Here is an 18,078-nt window from a genome sequence, read left to right as displayed (position 1 = left end):
CCTGATCAAGAATGGCACCAGCACGCTCACGCTCGATGGCGCCAACAGCTACGCCGGTGGCACGGTGTTGAATGCCGGCACGCTGGCGGTTGGCAGCAACACGGCATTGGGCAGCGGCGCATTGTCGGTCACCGGCGACTCGGTGCTCAGCAACGCGATTGCCGCAGCGTTGGGCAATACGATCAACCTGGGTGCCGTGCTCACCGTGGACAACCCGGCCGACCTGACCCTGTCCGGCAGCCTCGGCGGTAGCGGGGCGCTGATCAAGACCAACATCGGCACGCTGACGCTGGCTGGCAGCAATGCCTACACCGGCGGTACCACGGTGGATGCCGGCACGCTGGTGGGTAACAGTGCGAGCCTGCAGGGCGCCATCGTCGACAATGCCACCCTGGTGTTCGATCAGGCGGCCGCTGGGGTCTTCAACGGCTCGATCACCGGCACCGGCGGCGTGGTCAAGGACGGTGCGGGCGCATTGCTGCTCAATGGGGCGAACGGCTACACCGGTGGCACTACTATTGCGGCCGGCAGCCTGATCGGCGACGACACCAGCCTGCAGGGCGACATCACCAACAACGCAGCACTGGTGTTCAACCAGACCACCGGCGGCCTGTACGCCGGTGTGGTCAGCGGCACCGGGTCGCTGGAAAAGACCGGCGCCGGTGTCCTGCAGCTCACCGGCAGCAACAGCTACACCGGCGGCACGTTGGTCAGTGCCGGCAGCTTGATCGGCAACACCGCCAGCCTGCAGGGCAACGTGGTGGACAACGCCACGCTGGTGTTCGACCAAGCCACCGATGGCACGTTTGCCGGTGGCGTCAGCGGTACCGGCAACGTGGTGAAGCAGGGGGCCGGCGTCCTGACGCTTGCCGGGACCAACACCTATGACGGCGGCACCACCATTGCCAGCGGTACGTTGCAGGGCACCACCGCCAGCCTGCAGGGCAATATCCTCGACAACGCAGTGCTGGTGTTCGATCAGGCCGGCGACGGCAGCTTTGCCGGCAACATCAGCGGCAGCGGCACACTGATCAAGAACGGCGCCGGTGCCGTCACCCTGGATGGGGTCAACAGCTATCTCGGCGGCACCGCCGTCAATGCCGGAACGCTGATCGGCGACACCGACAGCCTGCAGGGCAACATTGCCAACAACAGCGCGCTGGTGTTCCTGCAGAACGCCAATGGAACCTACGCCGGCACGCTGTCGGGCACCGGCACTCTGCTCAAGGATGGCCTGGGCACGTTGTTGGTCACCGCGGACAGTAGTGGGTTCACCGGCCCGACCACCATCAGCGCGGGCACCCTGAGCGTGGGCAATCCGGCCAACCCGGGCGCCGCCATCGGCGGGCCGGTGACGGTCGGACCGGGCGGTACGCTGACCGGCAGCGGGACCATCGGCAGTCTCACCACGTCCGGTGGCACCCTGGCGATCGGCGGGACCACCGGCACGGTCACCATTGGCGGCAACGCCACCATCGGCCCCGGTTCCACCGTGCAGGTCACGCCAGGCAACGGCGGTGTGGTGACGCCGGTGACGGTGGGCGGCGCCGCGACGCTGGCACCGGGCAGCACCTTGCAGGTGGTGCGTGCGGCCGACCTGCCATTGTTCACCGAGATTCCGGTGGTCAACGCCGCTGGCGGGCTGAGCGGGCAATTCACCAACGTCATCTCCGACTATGCCTTCATCGATCCGAATGTCAGCACCAGCGCAACCGGGCTGTCGGTCTTCTTCGGCCGCAACACCACCGGCATGGTCGATGCGGTGACCACGCCCAACCAGCAGTCCACCGCCGCTGCAGTGGACGGCCTGCCCACCACCAGCCCGGTGTACCAGGCCGTGGTCCGTCTCCCGGACGATGCGCAGGCGGTGGCCACCGCGTTTGCGTCGCTGTCGGGCGAAAGCCATGCGAGCACCGCCACTGCGATGCTCGACAGTCGCTTCCTCTACAGCGGCATCGGCAATCATCTGCGTGGCGACAGCCAGGACACCCGCATCGGCGAGACCACGGTGTGGATCACCGGCCGCAGCCTGCCAAACCGGGTCGATGGCGATGCCAATGCCATTTCGGTACGGCGCGAAGACAACGGCATCATGGCCGGTGCCGAGCGGCGCGTCGGGGAGCGCAGCGTGGTCGGCGTTGCGGTGGGCAGCCAGGACATCGAAAGCTGGTCGCGCGAGTGGGGCGACCGGGCCGACATCGACGGTACGCATGTCGGCGTATATGGCCAGGCCGACTGGTCTGCGTTCTCGCTGCAAGGCGCGGTGGACTACGCCGACTACCGCGTGGACGGCTCGCGTCGGGTGATGCTGCCCGGCGTGCTCGAAGAGCGGCTCACCAGCGATTACGATGCCACCGCCGTCACCGCCTCGCTGGAAGCGTCCTGGAACCTGCGCACCGGCAACGCGGTCTACAGCCCGTTCATCGCGGCCGACTACACCCATCTGAAGACGGATGGGTTCAACGAGCGCGGCGGGATCGCCGCACTGTCTGTCGGCAGCGCCAAGGACGAATTCACCACCAGCACGGTAGGCCTGCGCGGACGTTGGCAACTGGGAGAGCAGGCTTCGCTCTACGCCTCGGTGGGCTGGCGGCATGCCTTCGGCGACCGTGCCGTGCAGCGCTCGGCGGGCTTTGTCGGCACCGGTGCGCAGTTCTCCGTGCAAAGCGTCACCCTGGCCAAGAATGCGGCCATCGGTGAGGTGGGCGTCAGCGTGATCACCTCGCCCAATAGCCGCATGGCATTGTCGTTGCAGGGACTCAACGGCGACGGCCAGACCGCCTACGGCGGGCAGGTAACCTGGGGGTGGAGTTTCTGATGGCAGCAACAGCGTGAACCCACGAGCCCCGGCCTGCCGGGGCTTTTTGGTTTTCCGCAAACCATCGGCAATTTGCCTGGCCAGCAAGCCGGCCTGCCTCCAGCACGTGGCCTGACCACCGCGGACCTCGAGCATGATGTCGCTCATCTGCAATTGCATGACCTCCGCACGGCACCACACAGCAGAAGGCCCCGGCATGCCGGGGCCTTCTGCTGTGCTGACGCGACACACCCGTCTGACGATGGCGTGCCTGGCACGCCATCGTTGCAATCAGAACTGCCAGCGCAGACCGACGTTGGCGTTGATGCTGTTGGAATCCGAACGCCCGCGCTCGGCACCGACGTTGCCATACAGCGAGAACGCATCGTTGAGTTCGTAGCGCACACCCACCGAGGCGCGCACGGCTTGCCGCGAGACCGGCGTGCCCGCCACGTTGAAGCGCGCTTCCGGCAGACCGGTGAACCAGGCGGTGAAGTCGGCATTCGGATTGCCCAACAGCGAACGATACGCAACCAGGCCATCGAAGCCCCACTTGCCGTGCACCAGGTGACCACGCACGCCGACCTCGCCATACCCTGCGCGCAGGGTGTCGCTGCCGGCGCTCAGGCCCAACCCGGTCACCGACGCCTCACTGAACGCGTCCTGGGTCTGGCTGACCACACCTGCCGCCACGAACGGCGACAACCCTGCGTGTGGCATCAGGCCCACTTCGGCACGCAGCGACCAGTTGGTGTCGTGGCGGCGGTCCTGCAGACGCTCGCCGATGCTGCCGGCTTGCACGTTGCGCTCGGTCTCGACATTGCTCATGCCGTACGACCCGATGCCCGACACATACGCCTGGCCGAGCGGCTGATACAGATACGCCGTCATCGCATAGCGATCCGAGCGCAGACGGCTGGCCGATGCATCGATGTGGGCGCGATCCTGGCCCGACGTCAGCGCCGCGCCCACCACCGTGCCGGCGCCGCCCACCGGCAGATCCACACCGACGGTGGTGGCCTGCTGGGTGTAGTCGGCCGAGGCAAAGCCACTGCGGCGCATGTCGCCATCCAGATAGCTGCCCTGCATCCAGGTGGTCAGCGTGGTGGTGTCGGCCAGGTACGGCAGACGATCGGCGGCAACCCGGGCATCGTTGAGTGCGGACTGGAAGCCCAGCGTGCGCTCCACGCCATGCACCTGACCGACCAGCGTCGGCAGCGATGCAGCCACCTGCGCATCGGAAGCCGCCAGCAGCGCGCCGGTGGCGCTGATCAGGCCGCCCAGGTTTGCAGTGTCGCCGGAGGCCACGCGCGTATCCAGCACCTTTACCAGCGTATCGGCCTGGCTTGCACCGCTGACCACTGCCTGCGGTGCACCGGCCGCCTGCGCGCTCGCGGCCGACGCATTCCGCGTCAAGGTTGCGGTGACGGTGGTCGGGTCGTACGCAAGCGAGGCGGTCCAGAAGAAATTGTTGGCGTACTGCACGCGGTCGAAGGTGCCTTGCAGGACGCCGGCCTTGACGATCCGTTCGGTGCTGCCGACGGTGTAGCCGGCCGCTTCCGGCAACAGCAGCAGATTGCCCTTCAAGCTGGCCAGGCCGGTGACGGTGAGGCCCTTGCCCAATTCGATGGCGGTGGTACCGGTCGCGTTGACCAGGCTGTAGCCGCCGTTGATGACACCGCCGCGTGACTCGAAGGTGGCGGAGTTGGCGACCAGAAGGTCCGAGCGCAGGCTGCCGGAGAGCGACAGCACGCCATCGACAATGGTGGTGCCGCCGGTGTAGGTATTGGTCCCGCTCAGGGTGAGCTTGCCGGTGCCGTTCTTGGTCAGGCTGCCGGCACCGGAGATATCGTTGCCGAAGGTGCTGTCGTAGCCGGCACCGACGTTGGCCGACCAGTTGCTGGCGAACTGGCCCGGCCCCTTGATGGCCTTGGCCGCATTCACCAGGCCCCAGCCGTACAGCGCGTCCACACCCGGGTCGCCCAGGTCGGTGGCGGTGGTCAGCAAGGTCTGTTGCAGGTTGGACGCGCTCATCCACGGGTACACGCCCAGCACCTGCGCGGCGACGCCGCTGACGGCTGCGGTGGAGAACGAGGTGCCGGCGACCTGGCCCTGCAACTCGGTGCCGGCCAGCGCTGGCGCGGTGAAGCTGCCCGGCGCGACCAGGCACCACTGCGCCGCTGCACCGCAGTGGTTGGAATAGCTGGTCAGGCCCGCGGCTTTCCCGGAGCTATCGACATTGATCGCGCCCACGGCCAGCCAGTTGTTGCGCACACTGGCTTCCTGCACCGGCGTCGCCGCCGGGTACGAAGCTTCCGCCGCGCCTTCGTTGCCCGTGGAAGCAACGATCAGCGCATCTGCCTGCACCAGCGGGGTCAGTGCGAACCGCCACGCCGCGGCCGCATTGGCGCTGCCGGCGGCATCGGCGTACGACGCGCCCAGCGACAGGTTGGCGATGCGCACGCCGGAGGCGGCCAGATCCACCGCTGCGCGACGCGCTTGCTGGGTACCGCAGGAATTTTCTGCACAGATACGTGCATAGAACAGGTCTGCATCCGGCGCAACACCGCCGGCAAAACCGTCCTGCGCCGAGCCCAGCACCAGCGCCGACACGATGGTGCCGTGGCCGCGCAGCGCATTGGACGACGACTCGGGCGTGCCCGGGCTGGCGGTGTAATCGTTGACGCTATCGACCTTGCCGTTGATCGGCGTGTAGCTCGGCACCAGATTGTCGTCCAGCACCGCCAGCTTCACCCCCTGACCCCGAGCGCCGGCCTGCTGCGCCAGATCGGCATTGATCGGCACTAGCAGGTTGCTGCCCACGCCCTGGTAGCGGGCAGGCGCAGGGGTCGGAACCGGCGCGGTCTTGGGTAGCGGGTCGGCAGTGGTGTCTGGCGTGGTCGGCGTGGTCGGCGCGGTCGGTGTCGTCGGTGTCGTCGGAACAGCTGGTGCGGGCGTGGTCGGTGCCGGCGTCGTCGGAGCAGTCGGCGCCGGCGCGATCACGGTGCTCTGTGGCGGGTCGTTACGGACGTTGCCACCGCCACCGCCGCCGCCACAGGCGGTCAGGACAAGGCAGGAGGCGATGGTTGTTGCAAGCAGCGAGCGATTCATGGGTTGGTCGATTCCGTAAGAGGCGCGCCGCTACTGCTGGATCTGAATCTGGCGCAAAGGGTCCCTGCGCCAGCGAGCGCCAGCGAAGGCATATATTTCACGGGTTATTCACCTCGAGGGTTTGCTGGTCCGTCCCCTCGGAGCAGCGCTTGCGACAAACCCGGCTGATGCACGATTGCAATCGCCGCAGCTTGCGAATTGTTTAACGGCGCTACCTGCCGCCTCTAAAATCTGAATGGACAGTTGCTATTCAGAGATGGAACCGCTCGATAGCCATTTACGATTTAATCCATAGCTAAATCGGATTAAAAGGTGCACGCATAGCCCGATTGGAACCAAACGTGACACCGAACTGGACAATAGGTGGTCACGTTTCTTGAGGGGCGGCAATCCTAGATGAGACCTAAATCGCAGGTAATAGGGGAAACAGCTGGCAGATGTAGGTGGATTGCTCACCCGGCGTAGCGGATTCAAGCGCACGTTAGGGCATCTAACGGGCTCTTCTGCTAGCTGCAGTGTTTGAATATCGGGGGCGCCGCATCGGTAAGCTATCCATGGCTTGGACGCCACGTGATCTATTTATCGAGCCGCGGCCGTGAGGATCGGCTGCAATCTTGTCGCGGAGATTGTGCAAAATTCGACGTTCTTTGCGCAAAATTGCGCAATCGGTTGCATGAAAATGAATGGCTTGAATAATTTTGTTTATTTAACGCCAGTATTTAAAACACCTCTGGCAAGCCGGCACGTCGGAAATATTAGCCAGATGAGGAGGGGGGGTAAAGTATATTTTAGTGGCCGGCGAATAAATCACTATAAATACTGGCCGTGCCACTTCCACCCCGGGTCGACGGCCAGGGCTTCCTAAGCTTAGGCAGGCGCCGCCAACTTGCTGCTCCTTGAGCTATCCACCGCTGCCATTACATGCAGGGGAGGGCGAGTCACCGGCCGGGTAGCCGTCGACGATCGTTGATGGTGAGACGCGCAGAAGGCGGCCTGACCCCGGCGCGTAGCAGCCCGTCGCCAGGCGAGGCACGGCACGACCACCACGACGTCGTCATCGCTTCGCATGGCGCTGCCCTGGAGGCTGCCCAATAAGGGCTGCCGGCAGCGAAGGGCCTGGCATCGCAGCGTCACCGGTAGCGTCTGCATAAACCATTCAAAGTGAGACGCTGGCGTGGTGTGGAATCGCCGCTATCCTCGGGTCGATGGGCACCAAGCAAAGCGACACCTTGATGGCGATGGACGGGACCGATCAGGGCCTGCCGTATCGTGTCGTCGCCCGCCAGCTGGAGCCTCAACGCGTGGTGCTGGACACCTTGCAGGTGTGCGGGCACACGGTCCCGCTGGCCAGCGCGCCCACTTTCGGCTCGCTGCAGAGCGCGCTGGAGATCGGCACCCGACTGGCAGAGCAGTACATCGACCAGTTGATCAGGAAGCAGGCCCTTGCGCGGATGGCACCGCAGCGACGGCCGCCGCACCGCCGCGCTTCCGAATAGGCGGCTTCACCGCCTTGCGGCGCGTCGTCGACCGCATGCGGCATGATCCTGGCAATGACGGGCTTACCGGGTCTTGGCCAACGCCGCCTTGGCGCGTGTTCCGGCGGCGGCGCCGACGCGCTGATCCAGGACCTGGGCCAGTGCGTTCAGCTGCGCCGTGCTCACGCCGATGTTCATGCTGATCTTCAGATGGGCCAGCAATTGCGCTTCCACGCCCTCCAGTGCCGCCAGCATGCTCACCGTGGCCAATTCGCGGCTGACCCAGTCCAGGTTGTCGCGCGCAAAGATGTCGCCGAACAGATGTGTCTTCAAATACGTATCGATGGTCGGCGCGAACTCGAACAGGGGGCCGGCCACCGGCGCGCCGGCCAACTGCGTCTGATTGGCAGTTCCCAACGCAAGCAACGCCGGCCCGGTCGGCACCGGGCCCGGCAGGGTGCCGGGCGCATCGTCGAGGCCACGCTGGCGGCGCGCCTGGGTGACCTGCATCAATGCGGCAAGCGCATTGAGGCTGCGTGGAAAGCCGGCGTAGGCGTACACCTGCACCAGCAGTTCCTTACAGTCGTTGACGCTCAGGCCGGCATCCAGGCCCGCGTTCAAGGCGCCGTCCAGGCGATCGATATCGCCGGTGGCGGCGAATGCAGCAATGGGGGCGATGGCCTGCTGCCGGGCCGTAAGGCTCTCCGAGATGGGCATGGTGGTTGACTCCGGAAACTGCTGTCGCGGGGGGAGGGGCAGGACACAGACCGCGGCTGCGATGAAGGGCGAGTCGCTACACGCGCGACCACTGCGTCGTGCCAGGCTGCCGTGGCTCTCTCCGCTAGATTTAGGGATAGACGTAGGCGATTCCAAGCGCCTGCGCCCGACCATGCATGGGTTAGACATGCGGCGGCACGTCGATGCCGCATCAGGCATGCGTGGTTGCAGCGGCACGCTGTTTGACGCTGGCCTGTCGCATCCGGATAAACGCGCCATCGGTGTGGAATGCATGCACTGAGGCGAGGACGTGTGGTCGTGGCGGCCTGTGAGCAGTCGTGCATCGGCACGTTGCCATCGCAGCGTCAGGCACGCATCAGATCGACAGACCACCGATATCAGCGAATCGCATTCGATGCCAAGGCGCTTGATGGATCCTATGTGCGGAGAACCCTGCACGCACTGCGCTGCATGCCATTGTCGCGGCAAGCACAGCGTCGGTCGCGGTGTCACCGCAAACCACACTGCTGCAGACAATCGTTCGTGTGCGCTGCAGCGTCGCGCCCGACTGCATGCGGGCCCTACGCATGGGGCTGCTGTGGTTACGCGCATCGTGTCAGTGCAGATTCGCCAATATCATCCTGATCGTCACATGCGAGCTGGCAGCATCGTGGGCACGTTTCGCCATCGTTCCCAATGAGTCCGCCATGAATGCAACCGCTGTCCCGACCCGTGATCGGGCCATCCATCCGTTCCATGCAGCCGTTCTCGGCGGTGTGTGGCCCTTGTTCCTGGGCACGCTGCTCAGCGACTACGCCTACTGGAGCAGCTATCAGATCCAATGGAGCAACTTCGCTTCGTGGCTGTTGGTCGGCGCAATGGTGCTCACCACGCTTGCATTGGTGGCAGCCATCGTTGGGCTGGTGCAGGGCAGCCGCAACGTGATCTATCTCATTGCACTGGTGGCAACGTGGATCGTGGGGTTCTTCGACGCCCTGCATCATGCACGCGACGCCTGGGCCATCATGCCGGCCGCATTGGTGCTGTCGGGCATTGCCACCTTGTTCGCCCTGGTCGCTACCTGGGCCGGGCTGTCGGGTCTGCGCATGGGAGGTGCACGATGAGCCGCGCGACACGTGTTCTGGCGGTCACCGCCCTGGCTGTCGCCCTGGCTGCCTGCGGCAGGGCACCTGAGCTTGACCAACACGGCGCCACGCCGCAATTGCCCGCACCCGACCGTGGCGTGTTGCCCGACATGACGATCGCCGAGCCCACCGCCTGGGGCGAGCGCACACCCACGGTTCCGGCGGGCTATCGCATCGCCGCCATCGCCACCGATCTGGGCATCCCGCGGCAAACGCTGGTGCTGCCGAACGGCGACATCCTGGTGGCCGAAGGCCGTGGCGGCGCTGCACCCAACCTCAAGCCCAAGGACATCATTGCCGGCCCGATCAAGGCCAAGGGCACCTCCAAGGCCAAGAGCGGTAACCGCCTGACGTTGTTGCGCGATGCCGACGGCGATGGCACCTATGAACTGAAGACCGTATTTGCCGACAAACTCAACGCACCCTACGGGCTCGCGTTGATCGGCGACGCGTTGTACGTGGCCAACCAGGATGCGCTGGTGCGATTCGAGTATCGCGAGGGCCAGACCAAGGCCAGCGGCGCGCCGAGCAAGGTGACCGACCTGCCATCGGCCATCAACCACCACTGGACCAAGGCGCTGACCGCCAGCGCCGACGGACGCTACCTGTACGTGGCCATCGGCTCCAATAGCAACATCACCGAGCGCGGCATGGTTGCCGAAGTCGACCGCGCGCAGGTGTGGCAGGTGGACGCGGCAACCGGCGCACACAAGCCGTATGCCACCGGTCTGCGCAACCCGACCGCACTGGCGATCCAGCCCGGCACCGGTGCGTTGTGGGCCGTGGTCAACGAACGCGATGAAATCGGTCCTAACCTGGTGCCGGACTACCTGACATCGGTACGGGAAGGCGGCTTCTATGGGTGGCCGTACAGTTACTGGGGCAAGAACGTCGACACCCGCGTCATGCCGCAGGACCCTGAAAAAGTCGCCTCCGCCATCGAGCCGGACTACGCCCTGGGCTCGCACGTCGCGGCGCTGGGCGTTGCGTTTTCGTCGAGAGCCTTGGGCGCGAAATTCGCAGACGGCGTGTTCGTCGGCGAACACGGCAGCTGGAACCGCGACCCGCCGGTTGGCTACAAGGTGGTGTTCGTACCGTTCCGCGACGGCCGCCCGGCTGGCGAGCCCATCGACTTCGTCGCCGGCTTCCATGGCGACGACGGCAAGACCCGCGGCCGCCCGGTCGGTGTCACGGTGGACCCGCGCGGCGCATTGATCGTGGCTGACGATCTTGCCAACATCATCTGGCGTATCACGCCGGAGACCGCTGCTGCTGCGCCTGCCACGCAGTGAGTCACCGCCTGCAAGCCTGCCCGGCTCCGCAAGTAGCCGGGCAGGATGCAAGCGCTCCACCGGGCGCGCGCCTGGCAGGACGTCGTGTGTTTCGCTGCCGAAGTAGACATTGCTCTTTGGCAGATGGTGCCGCAACGACAAGCCCACGGTTTCGGCTGTTTGTGGCGAGATGCGTAACTCGCAGTTGCATCGGCCCATCAAGGCGGCTGGCCGAGCACAATCGCGCTGACAGGGATAGGCATCTGCGTTGCATTGACATACAGTGCCGGCCCCGCGCCGGCAGTGCTGCGTGGGCGTCGGGCACAGGACATGGCCGGGCATTGCCATCCGGCTGAAACGTGCAACAAGGCGGCAACGACGGGACGACGTGCTGCCGATCGCCAAGGGTATTGTTGTAGATGGTGTTGAGATGTTTGATGGCGATCGGCGCCGGGCTGCTGTTGATGTCGCCGGTTGCTGCAGCAGAGATTGTTGGTCGGGCCACCGTCACGGATGGAGACACGATCACCGTGGCGCAACAACGCATCCGCCTGTGGGGGGTCGACGCGCCGGAGAGTGCACAGCAGTGCAGCGATCAGCTTGGGCGCCCGTGGCCGTGCGGTCGTCGCTCCGCTGCCGCACTGGACAGCCATCTGACGGACCAGACCGTACGCTGTCAGCCGAAGGAGACCGATCGCTACGGTCGCACCGTTGCCGAATGCACGGTGCAGGGCCAATCGGTCAACCGCTGGATGGTACGTTCGGGCTGGGCCGTGGCCTATCGCCAGTACGCCACTGCGTTCGTCTCCGACGAGCGCCTCGCCCAGCAGCAACAGCGCAATCTCTGGCAAGGCAGCTTCCAGATGCCTGCCGACTATCGGCGCAACAAACGCAACCAGGTCGCGTCCCGCGTGCGGCCATCGCCGCCCGCACCGGGCCATTGCGCCATCAAGGGCAATATCTCCGGCAAGGGCAACAAGATCTTCCACGTGCCGGGTCAGCGCGACTATGCACGTACCAGCATCTCGGCGGCAAAGGGCGAGCGGTATTTCTGCTCGCCGCAGGAAGCGATCAATGCGGGCTGGCGCCGCGCGGCGCGCTGAGGGGCGGGGCAGTGTGGTCTCGCGCAGCCTGTTGCAGGGTTCGCGTTCTGCCACCCAATGCCTATCGCTGATGGCAATTGCTGGCACTGCGCCGTAGCTGCGGCATGCTGTCTGCACGGGCTAAGGAGCAGCACCCAAGCCCCCCTGCGGTTGCTGCGCAGTGCCGTCATGCAACGGGTAACGCCTGCATGCCAGCGCCAGCGCGCCGCTTTGGTCTACAGCCGAGCTCGCCTCGCAGCAAGCGCAGTCGCGCATGGCGTTACCTGCAACAGGGATCACCTCATCCGGTTTGTTAGCATCGCGCCACCCCCGTAGAGATGCCCATCCCCATGACGTCACTGCATGTACCCGAGCCCGCGCTTTTTCTGCCTGGCCAGGGCGAACCCTCGCTGCGCTGGGGCGTGCTGGGGCCCGGCGTCATCGCCTCGGCGTTTGTGGACGCCATGCGTCGTAACACTGCGCAACGTCCGGTTGCGGTGGCCTCGCGCAGTGCCGAGCGTGCGCATGCGTTTGCGAACGCCTGGGCAATGGACCGTGCGTACGACCGCTACGACGCCCTGGTCGAAGACCCGCATATTGATATCGTCTACGTCGCCACGCCGCATAGCGAACACCTCAAGCACGGCCTGCTGGCGTTACGTGCCGGCAAACATGTGCTGATCGAAAAGCCCATGACCACCTGCGCCGCCGATGCGCGCGTACTGGTGGAAGAAGCGCATGCGCGCGGCCTGTTCCTGATGGAGGCCATGTGGAGCAGATATCTTCCACACACCTCGGTGATCCGCAGGCTGCTGGCCGACGGCGCGCTTGGTGACGTGCGGCATGTGTTTGCCGACCTGAGTCAGCACGGCCCAAGTGACCCCGCACACCGGCAACGCCGGCCCGAACTCGGTGGCGGCGCCTTGCTCGACCTGGGCGTCTACGCCATGCAGTTCTCTTCCATGATCCTGGCGGCGCCCACCGCAATCACTGCGGTGGGGGCGCTCACCGAGACCGGTGTCGATGCCTTCTCGACCGTGGTGCTGTCGCATGAATCGTATGCGCAATCCACCCTGATCAGTTCCATCGTCGGACGCAGCAGTTCGCGTGCCTATGTCGCCGGCACCGAAGGCCGCATCGACCTGGCCGGCGATTTCCATAATCCGACCACGCTGCACATTGCCGGCAACCAGGATGCCGGCGCCGCCGTGGAATGGACCGACCCGACCGGCATCAGGGGTTATCAGGGACTGTCGTGGCAAGCCACCGCGGCCGCCCGTTACATCGGCCAGGGTTACACGCAATCGCCGCTGCATCCCCTGGATGAAGTGGTGCAGATCATGCACACACTGGACGTGGCACGCGCACAGGTGCAAGCCGCCAGTGCGGCTGGCACAGGAGCCCTTTGAACAGCGGCGCCATGCAGCTTGCAGCGATGGCGGCGGGCGTCGAGGTCCACTGCGCGCCCGCCGCCTTCATTACGGCAGATCGCACTTGATCTTGGCATCCACGTAATACGGCTTGGGGACGTCGGGGTTGGTGCTGGTCTTTTCGAACACCACTTCGAACGATGCCGGATCGGCCTTGCCCTGACGCGACGTACAGGCGTCCTGCAGCTTCTTCTTGACCGCCGCAATGCCTGCATCGCGGTTGGCGCCATCGGCGCTGTTGGTCAGGTTGGCGACCTCCGCCCAGGCCTGGGCGCTCAGGCCGAGCAGGCATCCAGCAAGCAATACACTGTGCAGTTGTTTCATACGATCTCCTCTGCGATGTCCGTGATGCACTGTCCTTGGAGACGCAACGGGTGTCCCGCTGCGCGTCGTCAGCATAGGCAACCTGCGTTAACGGTCCGTCGGCGCCGCCTCCGGGGACGAACTCCCCCGAATGACGCGCGTGCTGCGGTCAGCGCATGAGCGACACCGTCGCCCATGCCAGCACGATGTAACGCGTGGTCTTGGCGACAGCCACCAGCGGCAGGAAAACGCGCAGCGGCTCACGCATGACGCCTGCGGCCAGTGTCAGCGGGTCGCCGATCACCGGCATCCAGCTCAGTAGCAGCGACCACCTGCCGTACCGGCCATACCACGCCTGCGCACGCGCCAGGGCAGCCGGTTTGACCGGAAACCAGGGTCGCTCCTGAAAGCGCACCACCTCGCGCCCGATCCACCAGTTGATGAGCGAGCCCAGGACGTTGCCCAGGCTCGCCGCCGCAACCAGCCCCACCACCGAGCCGCCATCCAGCAACAAGGCTGCCAATGCCGCTTCCGATTGCGCAGGCAGCAGGGTAGCGGCGATCAATGACAGGGCAAACAACGAGAGGTACGTCAACGATGACCTGTAGCGGATAGAGGCGGCTTGAGTGTATCGACGTCCACCGCCAGCGGCCTGGCAACGACTGCTTCCGCAATCGCCCTGGTAGCTGCGGGCGCTGACTGGAGGCAGGCGTCGCGCCGCTTTGGCGGCGATGCAGCGCATGCCGGGCCAACCGGGCGACCGGTAGGGCAGGGCACTGCGAGAATCGCCGGTTGCGCAGCGGCCAGCTGCACACGGGTGACACGCCGCGTGTAGGGCCCGGTTCGCGAGCAACGCGGCCCTCCCGAGCAGATGGTCCATGGCTGGCAGTGCGTGCGTCAGCCGGTGCACACCGCACTGCCCGGTGCTCCCTCGCTTGCATGCAGCGGCGAGCCTGACTCGCTGTCACAGCAAGGCAAGCTGCCCCACCGCATTGCGCACGCTTTTCTTGGTCATGCGCACCACCGAGCGGTGGATGGTCATGCCTTCGATCAAGGCATCGATCGCGCTCGCAGCGGCCTTGGAAAAATGCAGCTCCAGCGCTGCCCGGCTACGTGCCATCCACTGCTCCATGATCGCGGTCATCTCCGGATGACGGCGCGCAAACGCATACAGCTCATAGCTGAGCAGCAGCACCCGCGGGGACGCCGTGCCGTCGGCAAAGATGATGCTCACCACCGCATCGCAGGCTTGGTCGCGGTTCCTGGCAGCGCGGACTTCGGCGGCAAAGTTGCTGGAGACCTCCTGCGAAAAGCGCGTAAAGGCAGCAATCAACAGTTCGTGCATCGAGCCGAAGTAGTAGGTGGTCGCACCCAAGGGCACCTGCGCCTGCTCGGCGACCTTGCGGAAGGTGGTGCCGGCCACGCCATGCTCCACGATCACCCGCAGCGCGGCCAGCTCGATGTGTTCTTTCCGGTTTGGATCCTGGCGCCAGGTTCTGCCGCTCATCTGCATCCACGCACGTATCGACCGCCGTGATGGTAATCCAGAGTTGACTCACCAATTGGTACGGATGTACAAATTGGCGCAATCGGCTTCCGCGCCTGACGCGGAGGCTCCCCGGATGGCATGGCGTAGCGTTACCTCGAGAGGAACAGGCATGAGCGATTGCGAACAACACCCCATCGATATCGGGCGCAGGCTGACCCTGGGCGGCCTGGCTGCCGGCAGCGTGGTCATGGCGACCGGTGCAGGTGCAGCGACGCCCAGCCGCTGGCAGCAGGGCAGCTGGCTCAATGCGCCTAGGCAGCATCGCGTGCTGGGCGACGACGTGCTCGAGGTCGTGACCGACAAGGGCACGGACTTCTGGCGTGAGACGCACTATGGCTTCACGCGCGACAGCGGGCATTTTCTCGGCTTCGCGGCGCCGGCTGCATTTACCTGCCAGCTACGCATTCGCGGCAGGTTCGATCAACTCTACGACCAGGCCGGCATCATGATCCGCGCCAACGAACGCCAGTGGGTCAAGGCTGGCATCGAGCTCAGCGACGGCCGCGCCATGCTCAGCAGCGTGCTCACCGACGGCAGGTCGGACTGGGCCACCGGTCCTTACGAAGGAGAGCCGTCCGACTTCTGGATGCGCGCCACCGTCGAAAAGGGCGTGCTGCGTCTGCAGGCGTCCAGGGACGGCATCTACTGGCCGCTGGTACGGCTGTGCCCGTTCCCGGTCGCCGCACGTTATCTGGCCGGCCCGATGACCTGCACACCGGAACGCGAAGGCTTGAAGGTGCAGTTCTCGGACTGGCAACTCGGCCCGGTGCTGGGCAAGGAACTGCACGATCTGACGTGAGACATCCGCTGCCAGCGCGATAGGCACACACCACGATGGGCAGAGTAGGGCGGCGATGTCTGCAGCCACCGTCGAGGCGCATCATCAGTGCGATGTGGGTAGCGCCCTCGCGACATACATGCCAGCGGCGGGATGATTACTACGCGCCAACAGGGCGCGCTCGCCGCAGATCTCGCGGCCTAGCCCAGCCAGGCCGAGCAATCGGTCTTGCTGCCGCACAGGGTCCTGGCCTTCTCGTGCACCCGGGCCATCACCGCAGCGCCTTGCGCATGATGTTGCTTGCTCCAGGCTCGCAAGGATGCGCCGACAGGATCGAAATGCCTGCGGTTCTTGCGCAGATAGCCGTCGGGCTGCTTGGCCAGATCGCCGAGCACCTGGGTGGCAACCGCCTCGATGCCCCGCGCATCGTCAGGGCTGAGCCGGATCATGGCACCCAGGTAGGGCATGCCACGCTGTATCAGAGTGCCCTCGCTACCTGGAGCTTCGTACGCCTTCTTGAACCAGGACAACGCGGTCTTGCGGTCGCCGCGTTCCTCAGCCAGATGTCCCAGGTAAGGCATGTAGTACGAAGGGGTCTTGCTGCGCCCCAGCTCGGCCAGCAGTACCTGTTCGGCGCCGCTGTTGTCGCCCACGTCGACCAGCAGGTCGACGGCGGCCTCGATGGTGGACTGACGCTCCTCGGCCGTCTTTGCCGTTGCCAGCGCCCACTGAACGCGCTGATGCACGGTGTCGACCACGGCGGCGGGCAGGGAAGGCTGCGGCCCGGCCGCCTCCGATGCTGCGGGTTGTCCCTGGGCCAATCGTGCGAGGTCGACCGCTGCAGATGCGGTGCGCAAGCGGTCCACGATCGGCAGCGTGGGGTCGGCGTAGGCCTGCGCCAATGCCCCATTCCATGCCTTGGACAAGGCGGCGCGCTCGCCTGCATCGTCGGTGGCGGCAGCCACCAGCGTGGCGGCATACGCGTTCAGTACGTGCAGGTTGGCGCGTACATCGGCCGGGTCCGCGATCACGGCCTGCAGCAATGCGTGCGTTGCCGCAGAGGCCACCGGCTTCTGCCCGCCGACCAGTACCGCCAACAACCCGAAGCGCCGTTGCAGATGCGGCTCCGGCGCTGTCTTTGCCAGCGTCGCGAGCACGCCGGGGGCGTCCTTGGCCTCGACCAGCTGGTTGTCCAGCAGCCAGCCATAGTTGCTCAGCAACGCCCATTGATCCGGCTTCAGCGATGCTGGAGTCTTCAACGCTGCGTCCAGCAGCTGTTTGGTGCCGGTCGGCAACTGGGTCGCTGCGCGCAGGCTCTGGATGAGCTGGGCCGTGGTGGTGTCGCCGATCACCCGGGTGATTTCGCTGCCGTCCGGACGCAGCATGATCATGGTCGGATAGCCCTTGACCCCAAAGCGCTCACCAGCGGCCTGCGCCTCCTCCAGGTCTCCATCCAGGTGCACCGCTACGAACTGCTGCGCTTGCGCAATGAACGCCGGATCCTTGAACGTGGTGGCCTTGAGGCGATTGCAAGGCGGGCACCACACCGCACCCCAGTACATCAAGAGCGGCTTGCCCGCCTTCCGGGCTTCTTCAAAGGCTTTGTCGACATTGCCTTCCTGCCACTGGATGCTGGCCGGCGCCTGCGCTCGCATCGTCGTAGGCGGGGAGGGCGCCACCGGCGACGCGGGTTTTTCGCATGCAGTCAGCGTTGCAAGGACAGCCGAGAGCGTCATCAGTGCCAGAGACCGCGAACGAAGAGACAGTGCCATGCAACGCCTTTGCCTGAAGGAGACGGTTGCGCGCGTCATCAGGCAGCCTTGAACGCTGCGCCGCGTGCACCGGCACTGTCACTTCCTTCGATTTCCTGAAGGCCCGGCAATGCGAACTGCTGTCACGCCAGGCGCAATCCTGGCCGAAAGCGCGTCTGTCGCAGAGGATTGATTCAGACTGTCCGGCATTCAACACGGCATGGGCGATGCTTAGAGCGTCGAAGACAGCTGGCGGTTTCTCAGACGTTTCGGCCGAACGCATTTCATCAGTACGGCGCGTGCTGACGAGGCTGACCTTCGACGGCGAGGAGAGGGCGTACTGGAGTTGCGAACGTCCCAGGCTAAGAGCATCAGAAATCCCGCGAGAGTCGCGGCATGTGGCCTCGTGGAGAAACACCCAAATTTATTCTTGTAATCTCGACTGAATTGCGAAGCACTGCTGTACCGAGCGTGATGCCGTTCAGCGACAGACATCGCGCCAGTGGTGGCCGGGAGCAAGCGTAAATGTTTGCAGTATTCGATTGGGCTATCGACGTCCCCCCGCCCTGAGTAGCGGTCGGGTTTAGAGTCCGGGGTTGATGATATCGGTGTTTGCCAGATGTTGGGCATAAGCGGACGGCGTCATGCCGCCAATTGCTTTCTTGGGTC

Annotated in this window: 13 protein-coding genes; 7 read left to right on the top strand and 6 right to left on the bottom strand. The window is 65.2% G+C overall.

The features are described from left to right. Nucleotides 1-2,818: autotransporter-associated beta strand repeat-containing protein (locus OZ10_RS14485; protein ID WP_039565569.1), on the top strand; the 2,818-nt coding region annotated here is incomplete at its 5' end. A gap of 270 nt (nt 2,819-3,088) precedes the next feature. Here OZ10_RS14485 and OZ10_RS14480 read toward each other — a convergent pair. Further along, a complete protein-coding gene (locus OZ10_RS14480) occupies nt 3,089-5,908 on the bottom strand; it encodes a S8 family serine peptidase (RefSeq protein WP_039413915.1) in 2,820 nt (939 codons plus the stop codon). A gap of 1,205 nt (nt 5,909-7,113) precedes the next feature. Between OZ10_RS14480 and OZ10_RS14475 the strand changes: the two genes are divergently transcribed. Then, nucleotides 7,114-7,404: a hypothetical protein gene (locus OZ10_RS14475; RefSeq protein ID WP_052210042.1), complete on the top strand. Its 291-nt coding sequence runs from the start codon at nt 7,114-7,116 to the stop codon at nt 7,402-7,404. 63 nt (nt 7,405-7,467) lie between these two features. On the opposite strand, the gene OZ10_RS14470 is transcribed toward OZ10_RS14475, so the two are convergent. Beyond that, the gene (locus OZ10_RS14470; RefSeq protein WP_039565568.1) at nt 7,468-8,100 is read right to left on the bottom strand and encodes a carboxymuconolactone decarboxylase family protein; all 633 of its coding nucleotides are present in this window, start codon (nt 8,098-8,100) and stop codon (nt 7,468-7,470) included. A 707-nt stretch (nt 8,101-8,807) separates the two neighbouring features. Here OZ10_RS14470 and OZ10_RS14465 point away from each other — a divergent pair. The 4 genes from OZ10_RS14465 to OZ10_RS14450 all read left to right on the top strand — a co-directional run bounded on the left by OZ10_RS14465 (nt 8,808) and on the right by OZ10_RS14450 (nt 13,007). Continuing rightward, entirely contained in the window at nt 8,808-9,224 is a 417-nt protein-coding gene (locus OZ10_RS14465; protein ID WP_039413927.1) for a hypothetical protein, read from the top strand. Then, nucleotides 9,221-10,537: a PQQ-dependent sugar dehydrogenase gene (locus OZ10_RS14460; RefSeq protein ID WP_039565566.1), complete on the top strand. Its 1,317-nt coding sequence runs from the start codon at nt 9,221-9,223 to the stop codon at nt 10,535-10,537. The genes OZ10_RS14465 and OZ10_RS14460 overlap by 4 nt, the downstream gene beginning before the upstream one ends. A gap of 398 nt (nt 10,538-10,935) precedes the next feature. Next, entirely contained in the window at nt 10,936-11,619 is a 684-nt protein-coding gene (locus OZ10_RS14455) for a thermonuclease family protein (protein ID WP_039565563.1), read from the top strand. Nucleotides 11,620-11,948: 329 nt separating this feature from the next. Next, a complete protein-coding gene (locus tag OZ10_RS14450; protein WP_039565561.1) occupies nt 11,949-13,007 on the top strand; it encodes a Gfo/Idh/MocA family protein in 1,059 nt (352 codons plus the stop codon). Between the two features lie 69 nt (nt 13,008-13,076). On the opposite strand, the gene OZ10_RS14445 is transcribed toward OZ10_RS14450, so the two are convergent. The 3 genes from OZ10_RS14445 to OZ10_RS14435 form a co-directional block, all read right to left on the bottom strand. Continuing rightward, on the bottom strand, nt 13,077-13,352 hold the full coding sequence (locus tag OZ10_RS14445) for a hypothetical protein (protein ID WP_039414552.1): 276 nt from the start codon (nt 13,350-13,352) through the stop codon (nt 13,077-13,079). A gap of 148 nt (nt 13,353-13,500) precedes the next feature. Beyond that, a complete protein-coding gene (locus OZ10_RS14440; RefSeq protein ID WP_039414550.1) occupies nt 13,501-13,926 on the bottom strand; it encodes a YqaA family protein in 426 nt (141 codons plus the stop codon). Nucleotides 13,927-14,295: 369 nt separating this feature from the next. Then, entirely contained in the window at nt 14,296-14,838 is a 543-nt protein-coding gene (locus tag OZ10_RS14435) for a TetR/AcrR family transcriptional regulator (protein ID WP_039414547.1), read from the bottom strand. Nucleotides 14,839-15,067: 229 nt separating this feature from the next. Here OZ10_RS14435 and OZ10_RS14430 point away from each other — a divergent pair, with 229 nt between their 5' ends. Continuing rightward, entirely contained in the window at nt 15,068-15,679 is a 612-nt protein-coding gene (locus OZ10_RS14430; protein WP_228888387.1) for a DUF1349 domain-containing protein, read from the top strand. A 179-nt stretch (nt 15,680-15,858) separates the two neighbouring features. Here OZ10_RS14430 and OZ10_RS14425 read toward each other — a convergent pair whose 3' ends face one another. Further along, nucleotides 15,859-17,430: a thioredoxin family protein gene (locus OZ10_RS14425; RefSeq protein ID WP_039565560.1), complete on the bottom strand. Its 1,572-nt coding sequence runs from the start codon at nt 17,428-17,430 to the stop codon at nt 15,859-15,861. Nucleotides 17,431-18,078: the final 648 nt, after the last annotated feature.

This window comes from Xanthomonas cannabis pv. cannabis, from assembly GCF_000802365.1.
In the GTDB taxonomy this organism is placed as follows: Bacteria; Pseudomonadota; Gammaproteobacteria; order Xanthomonadales; family Xanthomonadaceae; genus Xanthomonas; species Xanthomonas cannabis.
Note: the sequence above shows the minus strand (reverse complement) of the source record. Positions and strands in the feature narration are given on the sequence as shown.